Below are 18480 nucleotides of genomic sequence, written 5' to 3' on the forward strand. Positions count from 1 at the left end.
TGCCGTGGCTGCCTGGCTCGAGGCACTGGTCAAGGCGTACGGGGCGCTTCCGCTTCCGCGCCGGAATCAGCGCGCATCCATGTCAGACGTCAGGCCAATCAGGCTGCCGATTGTCGAGATCGCCACGCGTGCGAACAGGCATCAGGAGCAAAACGGAATGACGGCGCAATTGTACTATCCGCGCGGGGCGACGTCCGGTTCCGCTGCCGTACGGCCCGGTCCGCGACGCATACCGTCCAGGGGAGGTTCAAATCATGAATCACGGCCGCTTTAACGAACCAGTGACAATCCTTGTCGGGATGGGCTTTCCGGCAAGGATCGAGAATGCGATGGAGGCATATGCGCTGCTTCAGGACTGGCCTGCTCTGCAGCGCAGCGGCGCCCATACCGTCGCCCTCAATGCCTGCAAGGCGGGCGTCGCCGGCGACGTCGATCCGGAAACAGTTCGCGCGACCCTCATCGCCTTCGCACGCCGCAACGATATTCTCGTTGAGAATACCGGCCCGCTCCCACACGGGACTGATGCCGGTGCCGGCTCAGGCCGAAGTTCGTTCCCGTGAAGGCGGGAGAACAGCGATCCAGCACGCGCAGCAGCGCACCGCGGGCCATGTGCTCGCGTAGACGACCTCACCTACAGGATATGGGACCAGGGGACCGCCGACTTCGGAACCGGCGGATGTGCTCCTCACCTTGAGCATCGTCTGCCACCACTGTTTAGCGACCAGCGGCACCGCTCGAATTTCTACTCTATTCTATTCGGAGTGCCGGCTGTCTTGCAGTGATACCGCACCTGGTGGTTGGCCTAGCCGCTTCGCCTGTGGATTGTCGGGGGTATCCCGAATTCGTCAGGACTATGGATGATGCGGCACTTCGTAGGTCCATACCCGAAACCCCTTCAGGACATGCGGGCCGAAAGAGTTGACGAGCGGTATGTCGGTCGCGTCGCGGCCGCGCGACACGACGATCCGGCCGATCCGAGGGACGTTGTTGCGAGGATCGAAGGTGTGCCATTCGCCATCGAGGAACACCTCCATCCAGGCGCTGAAATCCATCGGATCGACGACTGGGACGCCGATGTCGCCGAGATGACCGTTGACGTAGCGCGCCGGGATGTTGAGGCACCGGCAAAACGTGATCGCCAGATGCGCGAAGTCGCGGCAGACACCTACGCGTTCATTGAAGGTCTCGAAAGCCGTGCGTGTGGATCGCGCCTGCATGTAGTCAAAGCGTATATGATTGTGGACGAAGTCACAGATCGCCTGCACGCGACCCCAGCCGGGCCGGATCGTGCCGAACAGGTCCCACGCAATCTGGCTGACGCGGTCAGTCTCGCAGTAGCGGCTTCCCATGAGGTAGACGAGACAATCGTCCGGCAGCTCCGGGACCGCGAGTTCGCGTGCGTCAGGCAGGACCCGGTCCAATTGTCCGTCGTCCCAGATGGTTGCATCGCCCCACATGGTCAGGTCGCCGGCAGGCGCGACGAGCCTCCGGCAGCGGTTGCCAAACAGATCGCGGTAGGTCGATATGGGCACATCGGGAGTGGTGAAGGTCGTCTCCGGCACCCTTATGTCGGCCGCACGGTCTTCGTGGACCGACAGCAGACACACCAGGGCGGTCGGCTGCTGACAGGTCAACTTGATCTCGTAGCCGTAACGGATCAGCATTGACTTGTGCCTCTACCGGAAATCGGCAGCAGTCAGCGTATAGGTAGTACGGCGGCGATGGGAATAGGCCTTGCGCGCGACATCGTGGATCGAACTGCGCGTCGTATCGAAAGCCGTCAGGGAGTCGGCTTCGGACAGTTGCGTCTTGCCGGGTTTTGCCAGCGCTGCGGTCTCGACAAAGAATGGCACCTCGAACATGCCATCATGTCCGATGAAGCGAACGGCGTTGCGCACTTTGTCGAAGCTGCGGCTCGGATTGGGAAATTCGAGCGTCACCTTCGGCATTCCTCTGCCGTATGCTGTGCGGTGCGGATGCCTGCCCACGGGCTGCCTCCATTTCGGCGGTGCGCCTCGTTGCGGCGATTGAGCGACAGCATGCTGTCGGTGGCAGATCGTTGAGTTAATCCGATCATGGTGCTGCCGTCGATGCGGGCCGGAACCCCGGTGAAGACATGGTAGACCGTCCAGGAGCGGTCCGCCTCGACACGGCGGCCATAGTGAGGATCGGGGGAGTCATGGCCGTGCGCACCGCCCTCGTTTTCCCATCTGTCGATGGCGGAGCCCGCGAGATTGTGTGTCAGTTCCGGGTGGTCGTTGGGAGCGTTCATGTGTCGTGTCCTCTCTTCGTTGGGCACGTCAACTCCGAGCGCGCCGGCATAGAGCACCGCGCCGGCTGCGTCAGTAATCGTCATGGCGTCGGGTCGTTGCGGCATGTTGAGCGTTTGCGAGAGAAGTCGCGCGACCGCTATTGCGTCGTCGAGATTGGCTGCCTCCGCAGTCTCGTGACCGAGAACGGCGTGCGCGTCGTCCGTGTCCCTAGTGCGGTAGAATTCGATCACGATTTGCATCGCTATCCTTTCGGCCAGCACGAACTCAGGGATTGCCCTTGCCACGAGGTCCATTGGCGTTCGCGGCAACCTTGATCTGATTGCCGAAGCTGTTTCCAGGCTTTGATGGGGCCTTCTCCTGCTTCGGCTTCCTGATCTCGCGGTTGCTTCGTTTCTGGCCTTTAGCCATGTCCAAACGTCCTTTCGATGAGCGTGGCGCCGCTGCCGGATTGCGATATGTCGACCGGCTCGAGGCTGTCTTCAGTCGTCACGCGTTCATAACGCTCGTCGTCGTTGCTTATCCGGTACTGCAGTGAATCTCCCCGCGGCGGCAGCGTGCCGGTGATGCGGTAGATGTCACCGGCAAGAGCGAGTCTCGGGAAACCGCCCTTTAGCTTGACGGACTGCCCGACCGCGAAAAGATGCGTCGGGACCTCACGCCGGAACTGGCGGGCGGTGCGTTGAATGAAGCTTGTAGAAGTCATGACGGTTGGTGGTCCTTTTCGAGTGCGGCGTCGAGATCGGCAGGATCGATCGGCGCCATCTGATGTGTATGGCCATCAATGCCGATGGCCGGCAGGTGAATAAAGGCGCCTACACGTCTCCAGGCGAGGCGGGAGGATACCTCCAGCAGTTCCTCATCCTGGTCAACGCGATAGTCGCCGGCAGGCTGCGCGGCGTCGAAGCCAGGCAGCATGAAGGGTGCGGTGAACCGGACGACGGTTTGCGTAGTGCGCGTTGTCATGGGTCGATTCCTCCGCAGAAGAGCGCTCACGCGCCTCCCGCATCATCCCATTCGAACCGGAACGAACTTCCGTGCTGCCAGTACATCCGTGGTCAGCGGCGGGGTTCATTCCAATGTTCGAACAGAGCGATATGTGCGCCGGAACGGCGCTTGATGCATTCGCTATCGAGAATTCGGTGGTGAATGGCGGGTCGTAGTCTCTGACACCGCGAAGCCAAATCGGCCAAATCAACGAGATTCATATATGGGCGAAGATCGTATTTTATGCAAGGCGATCTGCATTTTTATTTATTTCCTCGCGTTGTGATAAATACACGGCGGAAAAATATTTCTGAACGCGGGAGATTTTGTTTTTCCGTTCGAATGTGTTCAAGACTCCGATTGTTAAATTATTTCCAAGCGTAAGAAATAATTCTGGCACTCCTATCATTCGAGTGCCAGAGTCGCTATGTATCTGAAGTGGTCGCCCTAAGCGCCGGCCCCAGAAAGAACCCCATGAAATTCCGGCCCCTCCATGACCGCGTCGTCATTCGACGTGCGGAAGGCGAACTCAAGTCCAAAGGCGGGATCATCATTCCCGACACCGCGAAGGAGAAGCCACAGGAAGGCGAGGTGACCGCCGTCGGACCCGGTTCCCGCGACGAAGGCGGCAAGGTGGTTCCTCTCGACGTCAAGGCCGGCGACCTCATCCTTTTCGGCAAGTGGTCCGGGACCGAGGTCAGGATCGACGGCGAAGACCTCCTTATCATGAAGGAGAGCGACATCCTGGGCATTGTCGAGAAGACTGGTACTGCCGCCAAGTAGGCTGCCTGATCTTCGATCCCGCATCTCAAGACCGAACTGGACGAACACCATGTCTGCCAAAGAAATCAAATTCGCCGGCGACGCTCGCGACCGCATGTTGCGCGGTGTCGAGTTGCTCAACAACGCCGTCAAGGTGACGCTCGGCCCCAAGGGCCGCAACGTCGTCATCGACAAGGCTTATGGCGCGCCGCGCATCACCAAGGACGGCGTCACCGTCGCCAAGGAGATCGAGCTTGCCGACAAGTTCGAGAACATGGGCGCTCAGATGGTGCGCGAGGTCGCTTCGAAGACCAACGATCTCGCCGGCGACGGCACCACGACCGCCACGGTGCTCGCCGCTTCCATCCTGCGCGAGGGCGCCAAGCTGGTGGCCGCCGGCATGAACCCGATGGACCTGAAACGCGGTATCGATATCGGCGTCGCAGCCGTCGTCAAGGAAATCCAGGCACGATCGAAGAAGGTCAAGTCCTCGGGCGAGATCGCCCAGGTCGGCACGATTGCCGCCAATGGCGACGTCGCCATCGGCGACATGATCGCCAAGGCGATGGACAAAGTCGGCAACGAGGGTGTCATCACGGTCGAGGAAGCCAAAACCGCCGACACTGAGCTCGACGTGGTCGAGGGCATGCAGTTCGACCGCGGTTATCTTTCGCCCTACTTCGTCACCAATGCCGAGAAGATGCGTGCCGAACTGGAGGACCCCTACATCCTCATCCACGAGAAGAAGCTCGGCAATCTGCAGGCGTTGCTGCCGATCCTCGAGGCGGTGGTGCAGAGCGGCAAGCCCCTGCTCATCATTTCTGAGGACGTCGAGGGTGAGGCGCTTGCCACACTCGTCGTCAACAAATTGCGGGGCGGCCTAAAGGTTGCCGCCGTTAAGGCCCCCGGCTTCGGCGACCGCCGCAAGGCCATGCTTGAGGACATCGCGGTGCTGACCGCCGGCCAGATGATCTCCGAGGATCTAGGCATCAAGCTGGAGAATGTCACGCTCGACATGCTCGGCCGCGCCAAGCGCGTGGTGATCGAGAAGGACACGACCACGGTGATCGATGGCTCCGGCGACAAGGCCGGCATCGCGGCACGCATCGCCCAGATCAAGGTGCAGATCGAGGAGACGACCTCCGATTACGACAAGGAGAAGCTGCAGGAGCGGCTGGCCAAGCTCGCCGGCGGCGTCGCTGTGATCCGCGTCGGCGGCGCCACCGAGACCGAGGTCAAGGAAAAGAAGGACCGCATCGACGATGCGCTGAACGCCACCCGTGCTGCTGTCGAGGAAGGCATCGTACCCGGCGGCGGTGTCGCGCTGCTGCGCGCGAGAGCAGTGCTCGCCTCTCTTAAGGGTGCCAATGACGATGTGACCGCCGGCATCTCCATCGTGCTGAGAGCCCTCGAAGCTCCGATCCGTCAGATTGCCGAGAACGCCGGCGTCGAGGGCTCGATCGTCGTCGGCAAGCTCACAGACAGCAGGGACCGCAACCAGGGCTTCGACGCCCAGACCGAAACCTATGTCGACATGATCAAAGCAGGCATCGTCGATCCCGCAAAGGTCGTCAGAACCGCACTTCAGGACGCCGGCTCGATCGCGGCGCTGCTGATCACCGCAGAGGCAATGATTGCCGACGCGCCTGCGAAGGATTCCGCGCCAGCGGCCGGCAACGGCGGCATGGGTGGAATGGGATACTGAGAACAGTGCCTGAACCGTTCGGCCGGCGCGGCCGGACAAAGCAATTCGTACTCCAACCTGGAAGGACAATCTCCATGGCCGTACAGAGCACCACGAAACCATCTCTCTCCCGTCGGTGGGAAGACTACCAGCCTTCGAAGACCCTTCTGGTCTGGGCATGCATCGCGGCGGTGATCGCCACGATCGTCGTCGGCTTCAGCTGGGGCGGCTGGGTCACCGGCGGCACTTCGCAAACCATGGCGAAAGCGGCTGGCGACACGGCGCGCGGAGAACTGGCATCCGCCATATGCGTCGAAAGATTCAACGCGGCGCCGGATGCCGCGGCGAAACTTGCCGAGTTCAAGGCGATACCCGACAGCTACAAGAAGCGTCAGTTCGTCGAAGCGGGCGGCTGGGCGACGATGCCGGGGCAGACTTCGCCAGACAGGTTGGGTGCGCAGGCATGCGCCACCGCTCTTTCGGCTTGACGGGAAGCCGATTTCCAAACGGCGCTCGGGCAAACGCCGGAGCGCTTCATCCGCTGACCAAGGAGCGTGAACCATAATCTCGTTTGTGAAAAAGCCGGACCCGCAGCAACCACCTGAGCACGTCGACGACAATCGCTTCGAGCAGATCCGGAAGGCAGCGGCTGAACGGCATCGCAAATCGGATACCGACGGCACACGCCGTCGAGCCCGCCAGACGGCCGAAGACAACCGTCTCATATGAGAGGGCAGCGGCGACCATGCCGCGCAGGTCAAGATGGACGCTTCTTGCCGGCGAGGCTTGGGTAGCGGGCGAGGACATTGAGTATTCGTGAGCCTTCAAGCCAATCGGCGTAGATGTCGATTGGTCCACTCAAAGCGAAGCCATTCATGGCTTCCGGCATGCCTACGTCCTTGATCACCGTCCTGATGGCAGGATCGGATTCCAGCATCGCGATCACTTCGTCGGCATTGGCCGCATCGAGAACCGGGAAACCATATCTTCTAGCGATGCCACCAGATCCATCCGGATGAGAGGCTCATCCTCGACAACGAGTATCTTGGCTGCAGGGGGCGGGAGGTCACTGAGCTCCATATGATGCAGAATTGCATCCAAGCCTCCGCGCATCGGGAATGGCAGCTCGCTGCAAGTAGAGGAAATCGCCCGTTTGGTACCAGGCTGACGGTCCTTTTCGACGATGGAGTTCGCGGTGCGGCGAGAGCGCTCTGAAGCGGCTCTCGGAAAAGCGATCTTTAGATTCCGAAGTCAGTTCGGCGAGCGTTCTGTGATGGTCATCTGTCGTGAGCGGCTTTCTGATGAACCGGCTGCCTTTCGGCCATATCCGATGTATCCGGTCTCCTATGCCCAGATATGACGGTGAGGCGACGGGGTGGCCACCGGTCCCGAACCACAAAGCTTCCTGAGGGGGCATTTGGAACCTTTCCGCCTGCGGGACGCTGTATGTGATGCATTTCACGACCCCGTGAATGGCAGCGCATACAAGATGCGCACCGAAGGAAAACTCCCATGGCAAAAGAAAAGACGCTGGAAGATCTCTTCCACGACACGCTCAAGGACATCTATTACGCAGAACGGAAGATCCTGAAGGCTCTTCCCAAGATGGCGCGCGCGGCATCATCGCCGGAACTCAAGGCGGCGTTCGAGAAGCACAAGGACGAGACCGAGGGCCACGTCGATCGCCTGCAGCAGATCTTCGAACTGATGGGCAAGCGGCCGCAGGGCAAAACCTGCGACGCCATCGAAGGCATCATCTCCGAGGGCGAGGAGATCATCGAAACCTTCAAGGGCACGGCAGCGATCGATGCCGGTCTCATCTCGTCGGCCCAGGCGGTCGAGCACTACGAGATCACGCGTTACGGCACACTCAAACGCTGGGCCGAGGTCCTCGGCATGGCAGAGGCCTCCAAGCTGCTCGACCAGACGCTCGGCGAGGAAACGGTGACCGACAAGGCGTTGACCGGCCTTGCGGACGCATCCGCCAACGAGATGGCCAAGGCCGCCTGACCCACATTCAGCCACCCGGCGCCGCCGCGGTGGCTGGTTTCTTTCAGCTCTCATCTATCCGACAGGAGACAATTATGGGTCGCGGCATTCTGCTCTGGCTGCTCGGGGTTCCAATTCCGATCATCATCCTTCTCGCTCTGTTCATGCGATAGGAGGACAATCATGGCTTCAACCATCCTGGCCACCGACGTGGCCGCACCGGTCGAGTCGTCCTCATCGGCCGTCAGCTGGGGAGCTATCATTGCCGGCTCCTTCGCGGCCGCCACGCTCACCTTCATCTTGATGCTTCTTGGCTCCGGCCTCGGCCTCACCATGGTTTCACCGTGGTCCAGCACGGGTGCCAGCGTCACAACCTTCGCGGTGTCGACTGCCATCTGGCTCGTCATCGTGCAGTGGCTCTCGTCCGGGCTCGGAGGCTATCTGACCGGGCGTCTTCGCACGAAATGGGTCGGCATCCATACCGACGAGACCTTCTTCCGCGACACCGCGCACGGCTTCATGGCCTGGGCGCTTGCCACGTTGCTCGTGGTCTTCGTGCTGGGCTCGGCCCTGGCATCGGCGATCGGCACAGGCGTTCAGGCTGCTTCCACAGTGGCCTCCGGGGCTGCGATGGGCGCATCGGCGGGAGCATCCGCAAATGCCGGAGACCGTGGTGGAACCGATGCCACCTCCTATTTCGTCGACTCCCTGTTCCGTCCCGTCGATGCTGCAAGGCTGGCGGCGCCGGGAGCGGAGGGTGATACGGCCGCGGCCGCGCAGGCCTCGCGGATCCTCATCGCCAGCGCGGCAGCGGGAGAAATGTCGGCGGACGACAAGGTCTATCTTGGTCAACTCGTAGCAGCCCGAACGGGATTGTCTCAGGACGATGCCACCGCGCGCGTCGATGCCGTCCTGGCCCAGGTCGAGCAGGCCAAGGTCACCGCGCAGGAAGCTGCCGACACCGCACGCAAGGCCGGAGCGACGTTCGCGCTGGTCGGCGCGCTGTCGTTGCTGATTGGCGCCTTCATCGCCAGTGCCGCCGCCGCGCTCGGCGGCAGGCAGCGTGACGATGACGAGATCGCCTACGTGACGACATCGCGATAGCCGGTTCTCGGTTGCCTTGCTCGGCATGGTCGGCCCGCAACCATCTTCGATGGACCCCGGTGATCATTCGCCGGGGTTCATGTTTTCTCCCATACACTGGCGATTGCCATGACGCGCAAGCTCGACCTACGGACCGGCGTTCCTGTCTGGGAGGCCTACCGCGCTCCCCGCATACCGACGCAAAAGCTGACGCGGGACGTTTCGTGCGACGTGCTGGTTGTAGGGCTCGGCATCAGCGGCGCAATGCTGGTCGAGGCGCTCTCCGCCCAGGGTCTTGCTGTCATTGGCGTCGATCGCCGTGGCAGCATGCTCGGCTCGACGCCCGCAACCACCGCGTTGGTGCAGTTCGAGATCGACCAACCGCTCTCTGAACTCAGCCGGAAGATCGGACGATCCGACGCCGAACAGGCCTGGAGACGGTCACGGTTGGCAGTGACCAATCTGCGGGGTCGCATCGGTGAACTCGGTATCGCCTGCGACATGACTGGAACTCAATCCTTGTATCTTGCGGGGAACGCTCTCGATCCCGGAGAATTGCGGCTGGAGGCGGAGGCCAGGTCCAGCGCCGGAATACGCGCGACCTATCTGGCGCCCGCTGTTCTCAAGGAGAAGTTCGGCATCGACCGCAAGGGTGCGATCCTCAGCCACGACAATCTGGCCTTCGATCCGCGCAAGCTCACCGCCGGTCTTCTCGGCAAGGCGCTCGGACGAAAGGCTCGCTTCTATTCTCCGGTCGAGGTCGCAGGCCTTGCCACCGGGCCGACCGGCATTCGCGCGGAAACCAAGGTCGGGTCGGTGATCTCCGCCAGACAGGTTGTGCTGGCAACGGGATACGAGCTCTTGGACATCGTGCCCTCCGACACCCATTCCGTCATTTCCACCTACGCCATCGCAACGAAGCCGCAGAAGAGTGCGCTTTGGCCCGGCGCGGCTTTCGTCTGGGAGGCGTCCGATCCCTATCTCTACATGCGCGCGACCGCCGACGGACGGGTGATCTGCGGCGGCGAGGACGAGGATTTCGTCGACGAGGCTAAACGGGACAGCCTGCTCGCAGCCAAGACGCGGACGATTTCCACCAAGCTCAAGAATCTGTTTCCGCAACTGGATGCCACGGCCGAATTCGCCTGGACCGGATGTTTTGGCACCACGACGACCGGCCTGCCCTATATCGGCGAGCTGCCCGGTCATCCCGGCATCTTCGCCGTCCAGGGATATGGCGGCAACGGAATCACATTCTCGCAGATCGCGTCGGAGATCATTTCGACGATGATTGCCGGCCGGGATGATAGTGACCGGAAACTGTATGCCTTCGGACGCGCTGGCATGGTGAGGAAGCTGGTGGACGCGGCCGGCAAACTCATAGCTTGAAGTCAGAAATCGATCCCATTTGAGCCCTTCTCTTGTTATTGTGCAGTGCAGCAACGATATTGCTGCGCATGCGTTGCACCCACTGCCGTCCAATTCCGGGCGTCACAACAAGGACGGCCCACTTGCGAAAAATCTCTGACACGATCGCGCGGCTTGCCGAGCTGAAGGCCCGAAACGCAGCCTCTCCTGTGCACCTCGGCGCGCCCGACCGTCTTTCGGCGCTAGCCCGCTTCGGCTCCAACCCGGGCGCTTTGACAGCGAAATTCTATCTTCCTGACGACCTGCCGGAAGGTGCGCCGCTTGTGGTTGTCCTCCATGGCTGCACACAGAGTGCGGCAGGATACGACCATCATTCGGGCTGGTCGCAGCTTGCCGATGATGCCGGCTTCGTACTGCTCTATCCCGAGCAGCAGCGAACCAACAATCCAAATCTCTGCTTCAACTGGTTCCAGCCTGCCGATGTGAAGCGGGATGCCGGCGAGGCGCTTTCGATACGACAGATGATCGAGGCGATGGTCAAGGCGCATGGGCTTGACCGGAAACGAATCTTCATCACCGGCCTCTCGGCCGGTGGCGCCATGGCCGCGGCGATGCTTGCATCCTATCCTGATGTCTTCGCCGGCGGCGCAATTATCGCGGGGCTCGCCTATGGCAGCGCGGGGACAGTTCCGGAAGCCTTTGACCGCATGCGAGGCCATGGCGGGCCGTCGGACGCGGAGTTACGGCGCATGCTGCGTGAGGCGTCGTCTCATCGAGGAGCGTGGCCCAGGGTTTCGATCTGGCAAGGGATAAGCGACCAGACTGTCGCGGCTTCCAATGCCGACGCGATCGCCAGCCAGTGGCGCGGCGTCCACCAACTCGACAGCGCGCCGACACATGCCCGCACTGAGGGCAAAAGCACACGGCAGTCCTGGTGCAATGTCAGTGGGGAGGTCGTCCTAGAGGTCAACATTATTGCCGGGATGGGCCATGGCACGCCAATCGACAAGAACGGCTACGGAACGCCGGGACCCTACATGCTCGATGTCGGCATCTCCTCGACGCAGGAGATCGCGCGGTTCTGGGGGATCGCGGACGGGGAGGCACGGCCTTCTGCAGGGTCGAAGCGGCGGGACATAGTCGTATATACCCCGCCGCCCATCGGTTCCCGTCCCAATGCCGGACCAAGGATACCGGCGCGATCTCCGGAGGTGTCGACGGCTAAGAAGCGGGAGGTGTCACCAGCGTCAGGTGTGCAGAAGATTATCGAGGACGCCCTGAGGACCGCCGGGCTGATGCGCTGATAGCCTCGCCCGTATCGGAATGTGCGTCTTAATGAAGGAGCCAGCCGTGGCTGGCTCCTTCGTCGTGCCGGCACAAACCGTACTACAGCTTAACCGCCGTCTCTCGAGACCAGAGACGGAGCTTTCGGCAGGACTCGATGAACCCGGCGATCGCCTTCGCATCGCCGAGACCGATCAGCCCTTCATCGGCGTCCGGATCCACGCCGGCCTTCCGCAGCAGGGGCGCGGCGCCCGGCGTAAACGCGATGAACTTGCAATGGGCAAAGGCATCAGCAACGAAGTCGCGCGCGGCGGCTTCGCCAGTGAGGCGCTCCGCACCTTCCTCGGAAAGGACCAACGCCACCGCGTCGAACAGGACCGACGGACCGCCGTCGATCATGTGCTTGGCGGCGATCATAGTTCCGTCCGCCGCTTCGACGCCGCCGACCTTGGGGGCGATGACCTCCACCGTCGCGCCTTCCTTCTCAATTGCGGTCCGGAGCTTCTTCAGGAGCGACGCGTCAGCGCCAGGGCTGACCAGCACGCCGACCTTCCTGCCCGCGAAACTATCCGGTCCGTTCGCGAGTATGCTGAGCGCCGGTGACGGTTCAAGATCGTCGCGTGGCGCAACTGCCGCGTCCGCCGGCTTGGGCAGTTCCTTGATGCCAAGTTTGTCGGCGACCGTTTCGGCCAGTCCTTCGTCGATGTTGAGGAGATGTGAGATCATCCGTTCGCGGATGACAGGCGTCTCGACCTTGCTCAATTCGAAGGTCAGCGCCATGCCGATATGTTTCTGCTCTGGCGCGGCTTGGCTGTTGAAGAACTGGCGCGCCTGGCTGTAGTGATCGGCAAAGCTTGCCGCGCGCAGCCGGACCTTCTGGCCATCCATGGCTTCGGGAAACGACCGGAACCCGCGCTGTGGTGATTCCCTTGGACCTTCGCCGAACGAGTTCGGCTGGTAGTTCACCCGCCCAACCGGATTGCGCATCGCCATATGTCCGTCCTGCTGGAAATGGTGGAACGGGCATTTCGGCGCGTTGATCGGAAGGTGCGTGAAATTGGTCGAGCCGAGCCGTTTGATTTGCGTGTCGAGATAGGAGAAGTTGCGACCTTGAAGCAGAGGATCGTTGGAGAAGTCGACGCCGGGCGGCACGTTTTGCGTCATGAACGCGACCTGCTCTGTCTCGGCAAAGAAGTTGTCCGGCATGCGGTCGAGAACCAAGCGGCCCACCGCGATCGGCGCGATCACCTCCTCGGGAATGAGCTTGGTCGGATCGAGCACGTCGAAGTCGAAACTGTCGGCGAAGTCCTGATCGAAGAGCTGGACCCGCAATTCCCATTCCGGAAAATTGCCAGACTGGATCGCATCCCAGAGATCGCGGCGATGGAAATCAGGATCGGCCCCATTGATCTTGATGGCCTCGTTCCACACCACCGACTGCAGGCCGAGCTTGGGCTTCCAGTGGAACTTGACGAAGGTGGACTCATCCTTCGCATTGAGGAAGCGGAACGTGTGCACGCCGAAACCTTCCATAAAGCGGAAGGAGCGGGGGATCGCCCGATCGGACATGACCCACATGATCATGTGCATGGATTCCGGCGTCAGCGAGATGAAGTCCCAGAAAGTGTCGTGGGCGGACGCGGCCTGCGGAAAGCCCCGGTCGGGCTCCGGCTTTACCGAGTGAATGATGTCGGGAAACTTGATGGCATCCTGGATAAAGAAAACTGGGATGTTGTTGCCGACGATGTCCCAGTTGCCTTCCTTCGTGTAGAGCTTGACAGCGAAGCCGCGCACGTCGCGGGCGAGGTCTGCCGACCCTTCACTGCCGGCCACCGTCGAGAATCGCACGAAGGCCGGGGTCTTCTCGCCGGCGCGTTGGAAGATGTCGGCGCGCGTGTACTTCGCCAGCGATTCGTAGGTCTCGAAATAACCGTGCGCGCCGTAGCCGCGCGCATGCACAACGCGTTCGGGAATACGTTCGTGGTCGAAATGGAAGATCTTTTCGCGAAAATGAAAATCTTCGATCAGCGACGGCCCGCGCTCGCCTATCTTTAAGGTGTTCTGGTCGTCGGCAACCGGAACACCCTGGGCCGTCGTCAAGACAGGAGCATCGCCTTCCGCGATCTGGTGCATCTCGCCGCCATTGCCGCGCTCAAGTTTCTGGTCATGGATCGTCGCGGGCGTGCCCGACGACGGTCTAGCGCTCTTGGCCATGGAAATTCCTTTGAGAGGAGAGTTGCGCATTACGCGTCTCTCTCAATGAAACAGCCGGCATCCGGTTCCTATAGTCTTGAAGATGCTGAAAAGAATGGAACGAGAGCGAAGACCAAAAAGGTCCGGTCGCCCAACGATGAAGAGCTGTTCGTTCGATGCGTATGGAGCGACAGTGCGGGCTACAACATGGCTGCGATCTGCGTTCTGGCCGATCGCAGCCACGTCGCCTGTTGATCTTCTCATGAGCCCGCAAATGGATGCCTTTGCCCCGCAGTTTTCTGAAGCCGATGACGAGATCCTCGATCTGGTCCAGAGGCAGACACTTCGCTTCTTCTGGGAGGGCGCGCATCCCATAAGCGGGCTTGCCCGCGATCGTCAGAAGACGACCGGCGACCCCGACAACGACCTCGTCGCCATAGGCGGCTCGGGTTTCGGCATCATGGCGGTCGTCGTGGGCGTCGAGCGCGGCTGGATATCGCGCGACGATGCCGTGAGCCGGCTCGGCACGATGCTGTCATGCCTGGAACGGACACCACGATACCACGGCCTATTTCCGCATTTCATCAACGGGCGGACCGGAGCGACCATTCCCTTCAACCGCAAGGACGATGGCGGCGACGTGGTGGAAAGCGCTCTCTTGTTCCAGGGGCTTCTCTGCGCCCGCCAGTATTTCGACGGGGACCCGCCGAACGGGACCTTCGTCATAGGATCGACCGGCTCTGGCTCGAAGCGGAGTGGGACTGGTACAGGCGGGATGGAGGAAATCACCTCTACTGGCACTGGAGCCCCGGCCATGGCTGGGCGATGAACCGAGAGATCGCCGGCTGGAACGAGGGCCTGCTGGCTTACGTGCTTGCCGCCGGCGCGCCGGAACATACGATCGACGCCGACGTCTATCACGAAGGGTTCGCGTCAGGGCCGGGCTTTCGCAACGGGCGAAGCTATCATGGCATCGAGCTTCCACTCGGCATGGATCACGGCGGCCCGCTGTTCATCGCCCACTATTCCTTCTGCGGCCTCGACCCGCGAGGACTCTCAGACCGCCATGCCGATTACTGGCAGCAGAATGTTCGCCATACCCGCATCAACTACGAGCACTGCGTCGCCAATCCGCATGGCCACGCGGGATATGGGCCGGACTGCTGGGGGCTTACGTCCAGCCACGGCCCGAGGGGGTACGTCGCGCACGCGCCCGGCAAGGACACCGGCGTGATCACGCCGAGCGCCGCGCTTGCGAGCTTTCCTTATACGCCAGAGGAGGCGATGCGCGCGCTGCGCTATTTCCTGACGAAGCCCAAGCATCGCATTTGGGGTCGGTTCGGCTTGGTGGATGCCTTCTGTGAAAGCCATAACTGGTATGCACGCACCTATCTGGCGATCAACCAGGGACCGATCATCATAATGACCGAGAATTTTCGCAGCGGCTTGCTCTGGAGCCTATTCATGAGTGCGCCGGAAGTGCAATCCGGCCTGCAGAAGCTGGGTTTTGAAAGCCCGCATCTGTCGCAAGCCGGTAGTGCAGCCGCTATGAGACCGGCCTGACCCTCACAGCGACATCCATGGCGAGGAAATCCCCTGGCGCGCCGATATAGCCGCCGACGATCGGCATGATCTGGCGATTGCTGCGGGCGACCGCTACCGGGATGAGGTTGGCGCCGCCGAGGCGGCGATGCGTCGGATCGAAGGCGATCCATCCTGCGCCAGGAAGATAGACCTCCGCCCAAGCATGGGTCGATCCGGGGTCGTCGACGCTTTGCTGCGCATCGAACAGATAGCCCGAGACGGCGCGGGCGCCGACGCCGAGATGACGAACCGCCTCGATGAACAGCGCGGCAATGTCCCGGCATGAGCCGCTCGCCAGCGCCAGCGTTTCCAGCGGGGTCTGCGTCCCCTCCTCGTCACGCACGCGATAGGCCACCGAGCCGAGGATGCCGGCATTGAGGTCTTTCAGCAGTGAAAGCGTGTCGGTCGACGCGCCCCGGACAAACGCGCGCGCCCACTCGCCCATCCGTCCCTCGTGATCATCGTGTTCCGGAATGCGAAGCACGCCCAGATGGGCCATATCGTCGGAGGAATAGGTGAACGGGAAGGAATGCGCCTCGGGACCGATCCGGAATACCGGCCACGCCACCGCCGACTGCTCGACCGTGAACTCGCTTGTGATGGCCAGCTCGGCGGCTGGCTGAGAGAAGATGCCGGTTGCGATCAAATTGCCGAAGACGTCCTGCGTCCACTCGAGATCCGCGACGGGCGTGCAAGATAGCGAACTCGACAAGAGGGTGATGTCATGGCTGCCGCGCGGGCGCAGGATCATGCGGTGCGGCTGGAGCACGACAGGACGTGCGTAGCGATAGGTCGTCCTGTGGTGGATCGCCAGTCTCATCTTTACCGCCGAAAGCCCCCCGGTCCCCATGATCATCTCATGATTTCAAGCGACGCCCTCGGACCAGGCCTGAAATCGTCCCTATGCCATGCAGAACGCCCCTGCAGCGCGATCGTTGCTGCGACGCACCAAATTGATGTGCGTTCTGAAATACCGCGTGTCCGACGGCAACTGACCGGGAACAGCTTTTTGAGTGCCATGTCGACCGGCTCGGCCTGCCGCTCATGCGAACTAATCGTTCGAAGAAACTACATCCATCAGAGGATCGAGAGGGCGCCGCTTGTAGTTTCTCACCGAACGGCGCGACGCGGTCGTGATCGTGCAACACAACACCCCGCACAAATCTATCAGCGGGAGCGTTCCTCGCGCAGCGCCTTCTCCACGCTGTTCTGTTCCTCTCCCTCGTCGGGACGGTTCAGCGTGACCGTGCAGCGGATCAGGAAGTTCCAGTCGGGACCGTGCTCGATGATCAAATGAAGGTCCGAGATTTCCTCGAAATAATGCTCGATGCTCTTCGGGCCTTCGTCGGTGCGATATTCGATGATCGCCTTCCAGCGCTTGTCGCCATGCAGGGTGACAACGTTGCTCATCCGGTTTCCGTGCTCGGCAATGAAGACTGCCTAAAAGGTGATGCTCGTCAGGACGACATATAGAAGCGTGCCGACAACGCTGCCGATCAGAAGGATTAGCAGCCAAGCGGTCGGGTCGGCGTTCAGGCGGGCGAGATAGCGCATAGGAGAGGGTCCTCGGACGGACGACGGATAATCAATGGGAAAGGGTGCCGCCGTCGGTTTCCCACCTGTGCATTGCCGATGAGCTGGTCCGACCGGCGCGCTCAGCAGCACAATGCCGCCTGCCGTGAAAGCCGCGAGAAGGTCGGCCTCGCAGCAGACGCCGTATTGCAATTCCCTGACCAGCAGGGCGGCCAGGCGCTCGGCGTCGAGACTGCCGGGAACGATCCGTTCTTCGCGCGAGCGCTCATGATCATGCCCATGTCGGCGGGTGTCAGGTAGTGCTGATGTTGGGAAGCGGAAGACAGGACGTCCTCCTTTCGCGGTCGGGGGCAAGGGCACGATGGCCGCCCTCAACCGGCAGCGCCCTGAACGAAGCTACCGACGATCGGACCCTATCAGCATACGACACCCCACGCGAGGATATTCGCTCCCGGCGAGGGTGTTCCCTCATGCGGAGAACTTTTCTTGACGTGCCGATGCAGCCTTCTTCGGGCGCAGCTTGGCTGGGGCCGGAACGGTGGTCTGTTTCGCCTCGTTCTCCAGCCGCGCCTGGCGGAGCTTCGCAGTCTTTGCCTCGCGGCGCGCCGCTTCATCGCCGATGATCGCGCGGGCCGCATGGTCTGTGATGTCGGCCTTGGTCTCGGCCTTCGACGCCCTGGGCCTGAACATGGCGTGCTCTGTGATGGATCTGCTCATATCCGCCTCCGCACTAAGAAAGCAAAAAGGCCGGGCGAACCCGGCCTCTCCTATGCGCCTCGATGATCAGTGCCAGTACATCCGTGGTCAAAGGCCAGAAGCGCAGTCCCGTTACGCGGCCTGAAGGTTCTCGGCTGCGCTCTTGCCGTTGCGGTTGTCCTTCACGAGGTCGAAGCTGAGCTTCTGGCCCTCGACGAGGGAACGCATGCCCGCCCGCTCGACGGCCGATACATGGACGAAGACGTCCGGCTGACCGTTACCCTGCTCTATGAAGCCAAAGCCCTTGGTCGAATTGAAGAACTTAACGGTTCCAGTATTCATGACGATTTCCTTTCAATCGGTCATAGAAGATTGCTTGCCGGGCAGCACGCCAAGCAAATGGTTCAGATCGATTTTGAGAGAGGAAGATCCCCGATGGCGCATTTTGCGCCGGAAACAAATTTCAACAAGCAAGATCGATATTCCAAATCTAGGCCATGACGGTGTTCGAAACAAGGCGTAGGCGAAAATATACATTGCCTCCTGGACAGCAGCGACGGCCGGATTCAGTTTGCTTTTTCTCAAGTTAGGTCCGCAGCGCCGATGACGGAGATGGCCGTCCCTCCGGCCTTTGTACCGCTTTTTCGTCTTCGCTGGCGCTCTTTCGATTTCGCTCGCTTCAAGCGCTTGGCGGGCCTTGCGTCGACATGCTCGACCTGTCAGCATCAATTGTCACCGCCACCGATCCGGGGCGCTCATCCGGCTTTCGCCCGCTATCGAAGGGCTGGCGATCCGCGCTGGCGGACTCGGAGCGGAGCAGGGCGCGATGATGTGTCGTCGCGCGACAGAAACGGTGGCTGTGGCTGAACTCGATTTTGCAAGCCTCGAGCCACGCTTCCCTCCGCCAGGCGAAGGATGAATCCATTGTCGGGTAGCAGTTACGAAGACGACGAGATCGGTGTCATCTGTCCTGCCTGCGAGTATGAGATAAGGAAAAGCATCGGCTGGGTTCGCAAGCACACACAGATCGAATGCCCCGGCTGCGGG

23 protein-coding genes are annotated in these 18480 nt (G+C 61.4%); 11 read left to right on the forward strand and 12 right to left on the reverse strand.

Annotation, left to right across the window (positions count from 1 at the left end; all coding sequences use genetic code 11):
- Positions 1 to 254: 254 nt before the first annotated feature.
- Positions 255 to 560, forward strand: coding sequence for a DUF982 domain-containing protein (locus AmiPiv_RS00275; protein ID WP_340035240.1), 306 nt, complete (start codon positions 255 to 257; stop codon positions 558 to 560).
- 291 nt (positions 561 to 851) lie between these two features.
- Here the strand turns inward: AmiPiv_RS00275 and AmiPiv_RS00280 are convergent, their stop codons facing one another.
- The 6 genes from AmiPiv_RS00280 to AmiPiv_RS00305 are packed head-to-tail and all read right to left on the reverse strand — an operon-like array spanning position 852 to position 3236.
- The gene (locus AmiPiv_RS00280) at positions 852 to 1664 is read right to left on the reverse strand and encodes a transglutaminase-like domain-containing protein (protein WP_340035241.1); all 813 of its coding nucleotides are present in this window, start codon (positions 1662 to 1664) and stop codon (positions 852 to 854) included.
- Positions 1665 to 1676: 12 nt separating this feature from the next.
- Entirely contained in the window at positions 1677 to 1940 is a 264-nt protein-coding gene (locus AmiPiv_RS00285) for a DUF1488 family protein (RefSeq protein WP_340035242.1), read from the reverse strand.
- The gene (locus tag AmiPiv_RS00290; protein ID WP_340035243.1) at positions 1937 to 2566 is read right to left on the reverse strand and encodes a hypothetical protein; all 630 of its coding nucleotides are present in this window, start codon (positions 2564 to 2566) and stop codon (positions 1937 to 1939) included. Before AmiPiv_RS00290 ends, AmiPiv_RS00285 begins: the two co-directional genes overlap by 4 nt.
- Positions 2538 to 2681 carry a hypothetical protein gene (locus AmiPiv_RS00295; protein WP_340035244.1) on the reverse strand — a complete coding sequence of 48 codons (144 nt, stop codon included), beginning with the start codon at positions 2679 to 2681 and terminating at the stop codon, positions 2538 to 2540. The genes AmiPiv_RS00290 and AmiPiv_RS00295 overlap by 29 nt, the downstream gene beginning before the upstream one ends.
- Positions 2674 to 2976 (reverse strand): hypothetical protein, encoded by a 303-nt coding sequence (locus AmiPiv_RS00300; protein ID WP_340035245.1) that lies wholly within the window; start codon positions 2974 to 2976, stop codon positions 2674 to 2676. Before AmiPiv_RS00300 ends, AmiPiv_RS00295 begins: the two co-directional genes overlap by 8 nt.
- Complete coding sequence (locus tag AmiPiv_RS00305) at positions 2973 to 3236, reverse strand: hypothetical protein (protein ID WP_340035246.1); 264 nt, start codon at positions 3234 to 3236, stop codon at positions 2973 to 2975. The genes AmiPiv_RS00300 and AmiPiv_RS00305 overlap by 4 nt, the downstream gene beginning before the upstream one ends.
- Positions 3237 to 3731: 495 nt before the next feature.
- Here AmiPiv_RS00305 and AmiPiv_RS00310 point away from each other — a divergent pair, with 495 nt between their 5' ends.
- The 3 genes from AmiPiv_RS00310 to AmiPiv_RS00320 all read left to right on the forward strand — a co-directional run bounded on the left by AmiPiv_RS00310 (position 3732) and on the right by AmiPiv_RS00320 (position 6191).
- Positions 3732 to 4040, forward strand: coding sequence for a co-chaperone GroES (locus tag AmiPiv_RS00310; RefSeq protein ID WP_340035247.1), 309 nt, complete (start codon positions 3732 to 3734; stop codon positions 4038 to 4040).
- Positions 4041 to 4089: 49 nt separating this feature from the next.
- A complete protein-coding gene (gene groL / locus AmiPiv_RS00315; RefSeq protein WP_340035248.1) occupies positions 4090 to 5724 on the forward strand; it encodes a chaperonin GroEL in 1635 nt (544 codons plus the stop codon).
- A gap of 74 nt (positions 5725 to 5798) precedes the next feature.
- Positions 5799 to 6191: a hypothetical protein gene (locus AmiPiv_RS00320; protein ID WP_340035249.1), complete on the forward strand. Its 393-nt coding sequence runs from the start codon at positions 5799 to 5801 to the stop codon at positions 6189 to 6191.
- A 269-nt stretch (positions 6192 to 6460) separates the two neighbouring features.
- Here the strand turns inward: AmiPiv_RS00320 and AmiPiv_RS00325 are convergent, their stop codons facing one another.
- A complete protein-coding gene (locus AmiPiv_RS00325) occupies positions 6461 to 6640 on the reverse strand; it encodes a hypothetical protein (RefSeq protein WP_340035250.1) in 180 nt (59 codons plus the stop codon).
- A 575-nt stretch (positions 6641 to 7215) separates the two neighbouring features.
- Between AmiPiv_RS00325 and AmiPiv_RS00330 the strand changes: the two genes are divergently transcribed.
- The 4 genes from AmiPiv_RS00330 to AmiPiv_RS00345 all read left to right on the forward strand — a co-directional run bounded on the left by AmiPiv_RS00330 (position 7216) and on the right by AmiPiv_RS00345 (position 11447).
- Positions 7216 to 7713 carry a YciE/YciF ferroxidase family protein gene (locus tag AmiPiv_RS00330; protein WP_340035251.1) on the forward strand — a complete coding sequence of 166 codons (498 nt, stop codon included), beginning with the start codon at positions 7216 to 7218 and terminating at the stop codon, positions 7711 to 7713.
- A 162-nt stretch (positions 7714 to 7875) separates the two neighbouring features.
- Positions 7876 to 8796: a hypothetical protein gene (locus tag AmiPiv_RS00335; RefSeq protein ID WP_340035252.1), complete on the forward strand. Its 921-nt coding sequence runs from the start codon at positions 7876 to 7878 to the stop codon at positions 8794 to 8796.
- Between the two features lie 108 nt (positions 8797 to 8904).
- Positions 8905 to 10164, forward strand: coding sequence for an NAD(P)/FAD-dependent oxidoreductase (locus tag AmiPiv_RS00340; RefSeq protein ID WP_340035253.1), 1260 nt, complete (start codon positions 8905 to 8907; stop codon positions 10162 to 10164).
- Between the two features lie 122 nt (positions 10165 to 10286).
- Positions 10287 to 11447 (forward strand): extracellular catalytic domain type 1 short-chain-length polyhydroxyalkanoate depolymerase, encoded by a 1161-nt coding sequence (locus tag AmiPiv_RS00345; protein ID WP_340035254.1) that lies wholly within the window; start codon positions 10287 to 10289, stop codon positions 11445 to 11447.
- An 82-nt stretch (positions 11448 to 11529) separates the two neighbouring features.
- Here the strand turns inward: AmiPiv_RS00345 and katE are convergent, their stop codons facing one another.
- A complete protein-coding gene (gene katE / locus AmiPiv_RS00350; protein ID WP_340035255.1) occupies positions 11530 to 13641 on the reverse strand; it encodes a catalase in 2112 nt (703 codons plus the stop codon).
- Between the two features lie 136 nt (positions 13642 to 13777).
- Here katE and AmiPiv_RS00355 point away from each other — a divergent pair, with 136 nt between their 5' ends.
- Together AmiPiv_RS00355 and AmiPiv_RS00360 are read left to right on the forward strand one after the other, a co-directional pair.
- Positions 13778 to 14449 carry a hypothetical protein gene (locus AmiPiv_RS00355; protein WP_340035256.1) on the forward strand — a complete coding sequence of 224 codons (672 nt, stop codon included), beginning with the start codon at positions 13778 to 13780 and terminating at the stop codon, positions 14447 to 14449.
- Complete coding sequence (locus tag AmiPiv_RS00360) at positions 14446 to 15183, forward strand: glucoamylase family protein (protein ID WP_340035257.1); 738 nt, start codon at positions 14446 to 14448, stop codon at positions 15181 to 15183. Before AmiPiv_RS00355 ends, AmiPiv_RS00360 begins: the two co-directional genes overlap by 4 nt.
- Here the strand turns inward: AmiPiv_RS00360 and AmiPiv_RS00365 are convergent.
- Positions 15167 to 16024: a transglutaminase family protein gene (locus tag AmiPiv_RS00365; protein WP_340035258.1), complete on the reverse strand. Its 858-nt coding sequence runs from the start codon at positions 16022 to 16024 to the stop codon at positions 15167 to 15169. The genes AmiPiv_RS00360 and AmiPiv_RS00365 overlap by 17 nt on opposite strands.
- A 347-nt stretch (positions 16025 to 16371) precedes the next feature.
- Positions 16372 to 16614, reverse strand: a complete 243-nt coding sequence (locus AmiPiv_RS00370; protein ID WP_340035259.1) for a hypothetical protein — start codon at positions 16612 to 16614, stop codon at positions 16372 to 16374.
- A gap of 222 nt (positions 16615 to 16836) precedes the next feature.
- Here AmiPiv_RS00370 and AmiPiv_RS00375 point away from each other — a divergent pair, with 222 nt between their 5' ends.
- Positions 16837 to 17037, forward strand: coding sequence for a hypothetical protein (locus AmiPiv_RS00375; RefSeq protein ID WP_340035260.1), 201 nt, complete (start codon positions 16837 to 16839; stop codon positions 17035 to 17037).
- Positions 17038 to 17205: 168 nt separating this feature from the next.
- Here the strand turns inward: AmiPiv_RS00375 and AmiPiv_RS00380 are convergent, their stop codons facing one another.
- Positions 17206 to 17454, reverse strand: a complete 249-nt coding sequence (locus tag AmiPiv_RS00380; protein ID WP_340035261.1) for a hypothetical protein — start codon at positions 17452 to 17454, stop codon at positions 17206 to 17208.
- 111 nt (positions 17455 to 17565) lie between these two features.
- A complete protein-coding gene (locus AmiPiv_RS00385; RefSeq protein ID WP_184698858.1) occupies positions 17566 to 17775 on the reverse strand; it encodes a cold-shock protein in 210 nt (69 codons plus the stop codon).
- Positions 17776 to 18480 lie beyond the last annotated feature (705 nt).

Source organism: Aminobacter sp. Piv2-1, from assembly GCF_037625995.1.
In the GTDB taxonomy this organism is placed as follows: Bacteria; Pseudomonadota; Alphaproteobacteria; order Rhizobiales; family Rhizobiaceae; genus Aminobacter.